The organism is Barnesiella sp. CU968, from assembly GCF_905219685.1.
Taxonomy (GTDB): Bacteria; Bacteroidota; Bacteroidia; order Bacteroidales; family Muribaculaceae; genus Lepagella; species Lepagella muris_A.
The window spans coordinates 1-3,984 of sequence record NZ_CAJMXD010000276.1 but is presented as its reverse complement, the minus strand read 5'-3'; the positions used below and the strand labels follow the sequence as shown (position 1 = coordinate 3,984).

The window sequence follows — 3,984 nt, the reverse complement described above, 5'->3', positions numbered from 1 at the left end:
TCCTCTTTCTATAATACGGAACACATCCCCTTTTATGAGTTTCAGCGATGTGTCGCCGAGTTTCTCTTTCACAGACCTGATGAATCCTGCCTGCACTGCCGCCTGCTCCACGGCTGTCACGGGTGCGCATCCACGCGATGCGAACTCCCAGCTTATCGCTCCTGTGCCGGCAAAAAGGTCAAGCACGCTTTTCCCTTCCAGTTCCATCATATTGTCAAGAACATTGAAAAGATTCTCACGTGCGAAGTCTGTGGTCGGACGTGCCGTTATATTCTTCGGCACATCAAACCTGCGTCTTCCATATTTCCCTCTTATTATCCTCATAGCATGTTTATATCCTGAATGCCGCTGTCTATGTGTTTTTCACGAGCGCGACGGCGGCGGCAAGCGGCATGTCGGTCTTCGACACCGCCGACGGCATCATGGTCAGCATCACATATGAGATCTGCTCCCGCAGCGTCTTGACAAGAGACTGTTTTATTTCGCGCTCTCCCGACAGCGACACCTGTGTGTTTGCAGGATTCAGACCGTATACATCCATCATATTGAAAACATGATAGGCGATATCCATCCTGTCGTGCCAGCGCTGGGTCGAGGCAAGCAGCATCCGCCTGTCGTCAAGCACCACAAAATCCACCTCTCCCTGCCGTATGTCGGCATATACGCGTGGCATCTCGCTGCCCCTGCTCATGAACCTTCTTGCAAGAACCGACAGATGACACGAGACCCTCGCGCCCGACAGCGTCCTGCGAAGAAACGCCGGAAGTCCCGGACATAACGTATAGAGGCAACACATGCCGTTGACCGTGTCGCACAATACATCCGTCTCTTCAGCCTTATAGACCTTGTTATACAGATTTGTCTGCTCCTCATAGTCTCCCGCAAGCGCCTCGGGCACCCACATGGCACGCGGCGAGCAGATCACGATCTCCGTAGAAAAATCATCAAGCAGCTGCGGGTGGTCATACACCGCTGTCTCTATATTACGCAGGAGAGCCGNCTCATCCTGNNNCCATTGCTCCTCGAAAAGCNTTGCCACAGGCTCAAGCGGGTTCTCTGTGTTTTTCAGATATGCGGACATACCTGTTTCAGTGATATAGACGGCAAGCCTCCATTCGGCTGTGTCGTCTATTCTCACCCCTTTGTATGTCGTCAGATTATCTTCCATAAATACTCTACTCACTTTTTTGCTTCACTCCCCGCCGTCTCTAATCCATCTCACCGGCAATAGGACGCTCCATCTCGGTCTTGACTTCCTCAGGGGTCAGCCCTTGTCCGAACAGGAACATAAGTTTAGTGATCGCCGCCTCCGATGTCAGGTCATGACCGGAAATCACACCCGCACGGTTCAACGCCGTGCCGGTCTGATAACGGGTGGGATTGACCATGCCGTTGTCGCACTGCGACACATTGACAATAACAATTCCTCTTTCCACTGCCTCCCGGATTGCCTCTATAAACCATCCGGCGGTAGGACCGTTGCCCGCGCCGAAAGTTTTCATCACAATACCCTTCAGACCCGGAGTCGAAAGCTGATGACGTATTGCCGCCTCCGTGATGCCGGGAAAAAGATCCATGTACATCACATTGCGGTCAAGTCCGTAACGGATATTCAGCGGTGCTTCGCCACGCGTGCGCCAGAGCACCTCCTTGCGGTAACTGATGCCAAGCCCTATCTTGGCAAGACGCGGATAATTGGAACTCTTGAACGCGTTGAAGTTGTCGGAACTGTGCTTTGTGGAGCGGTTGCCGCGCCACAGATAGTTCTCGAACAGAATCGCGACCTCCTGCACCATCGGACTCCCGTCGGCATCTCTGGCGGCAGCCACCTGCAAAGCGGTTATCAGATTCTCCTCGCCGTCTGTACGCACCTCGCCTATCGGCAGCTGGCTGCCGGTGATCACCACCGGTTTGCGGAGATTCTCCATCATGAAACTCAAGGCGGAAGCGGTATAAGCCATGGTATCGGTGCCGTGAAGCACAACGAAGCCATCGTAATNGTCGTAATTTTCTGCGATAACCTTCACGATTTCCACCCAATGGTCCGGAGTCATTGCCGACGAATCCAGTGGGACTTCAAACTGAACATTATCGATATCATAATCCAAACGCTTGATTTTCGGCACATTGTCTATCAGATGATCAAAATCAAAAGGTTCGAGCGCACCGCTCTCATCGTTCTCAATCATTCCGATTGTACCCCCCGTATACACTATGAGTATATGGGGACGTCTGTTCTCCGCATTAGATAAGGCTCCGTCCATAGGCTATAAATGATTCTTAACAACCTTTGGAGAGTGTTTGAATTTAATATGAATTATACGTAGGATTTTCCGAAATTAATTCTTTTCATCCACATGAAAGTCAAATCCAGACACTCTCTTAGAAACTGTTTAAACTTAAATCGAAACCGTTTAACAATATTTAAACAGTTTCTTAATTTGCAAATATAACAATTCCCGACAACTCTCGCAAGTAAAAAACAATCCAACGCCATAAATTCCCTCGACATTACCGCATATACTTTTGATTGCGCATCCCGTAAAACGAAAATCACACGCACAAACCGTGCGTGTGATCCTCGTCAAATGTATATGATCAGGCAATGATTATTTGCGGATAAGCACTTTCGTCGCCTTATTGCCCTGAACCTTGATGTAAAGTCCGTTCTCAGGCTCGGCAACCTTTACACCCTGAAGGTTGTAGTAAACCGCCTCGTCATTAGCCTCAGCCTCGATCTCTGAAACTGATGAACCTCCTTCAAGCTTGAAAAGTTCGGGAAGAACGTATGTGTCCATAATCACAGCGTCCTTATACATGCCGAAGCTACCATACTGAGGATCCTGCATCACCTGACGACCTGTAACTGTATTAGTGACGATAACTTTCTTATCAGCATTAAAAGTCACTGTCCACTCGAAATGAAATGCCGTTTTTGACGGATCCTCGGCAAGTTGGAATGAATTCGGATGCTCATCATCCTGCCCCAGATACATTCCTTTTGAATCTTTCATCGTAAACGTGTTCTCTTTTCCATCGACAGCGGTGAAAGTGATTGCGTTGACAGCGTCACCTTTAAAAGAGCCGTCAGCAATAGTCACATCTTCAGTAGACATATAACCGTAAGCTTTGGTAAAGAGCTTTCCGGCTTTATTTGATGCCACAAAGTTATACTGACCGCCACTCACAACAGTCTCGACCAAAGAGAATGTGTCTCCTTCGGGAGTAGGTGTCGGATCAGTACCGGGGCCTTCGGGCACATCGCCGGTTTCTGCTGTGATGTCAAGACTGATGATACGTGCCTGAGGATTATCCTTGCCAACCTTTTCTGAGGGCATGGTGAATTTTACTGATTTTACTGCTTCAGAATTAGTCCATTTCAAAGTCATCTCAGAGGTATTGACAGTAAGACCACCAACAGTCGCAGTCACCATATTAGTCTCTGTGATTGCCTTTACAGAATTGAGCTTAAACACTATGGTACCGAAAGCCTCTTCAGATGAGATCTCAAGAGTGTTCAGCTTGTAAAGACGGATTGTGTTCTGGGTGTTCTGCGAAGTTGACATGTTCCAGTAATAAGCGGGATTTGAAGATCCTCCGTTTTTAGTAAACGTAAGAGTATACCCTCCAAGCTTAAGAGAATTAAGAGGATCGTAATGTTTCGCAGCTTTATTCTTGTCGGTGTTAACCTCTTCAATGAGGGTTCCGTCAAAATCCGTAGCGTCATTGACGTTGAAAACTTCGGCGTTCATGACATTTGCACCGTAAGCCAAAACGGCTAAAGAGAGTAAAAATTTCTTCATAAACTTAAAATTAAAATTGATAGAAAATTATATAAATCAGATTATAATCATTAAAACCGTTAGAGTATAAATATTTTTGTATTGCCGTGGTTACGGCAATACAAAAAAGGAGTACTCCTTTTTTGTATTGATTCACAAAGGTAATATAAATTTATCAAAAACGCGAAAAAATACATAAAAA

General features: G+C 47.1%; 4 protein-coding genes. All 4 read right to left on the bottom strand.

The window, feature by feature from the left end; genetic code table 11:
* The coding region (locus tag JX312_RS10130) for an RsmD family RNA methyltransferase (protein WP_204457910.1) at window positions 1–324 on the bottom strand (324 nt) is incomplete at its 3' end.
* 28 nt (window positions 325–352) lie between these two features.
* On the bottom strand, window positions 353–1,183 hold the full coding sequence (locus JX312_RS10125) for a DUF3822 family protein (RefSeq protein ID WP_204457909.1): 831 nt from the start codon (window positions 1,181–1,183) through the stop codon (window positions 353–355).
* Between the two features lie 25 nt (window positions 1,184–1,208).
* On the bottom strand, window positions 1,209–2,264 hold the full coding sequence (locus JX312_RS10120; protein WP_204457908.1) for an asparaginase: 1,056 nt from the start codon (window positions 2,262–2,264) through the stop codon (window positions 1,209–1,211).
* 345 nt (window positions 2,265–2,609) lie between these two features.
* On the bottom strand, window positions 2,610–3,803 hold the full coding sequence (locus tag JX312_RS10115; RefSeq protein WP_204457907.1) for a hypothetical protein: 1,194 nt from the start codon (window positions 3,801–3,803) through the stop codon (window positions 2,610–2,612).
* Window positions 3,804–3,984 lie beyond the last annotated feature (181 nt).

What these genes read in the sequence shown, in the direction of transcription:
- JX312_RS10115 (WP_204457907.1), bottom strand. Translation starts at nt 3,803, where the DNA reads ATGAAGAAATTTTTACTCTCTTTAGCCGTTTTGGCTTACGGTGCAAAT.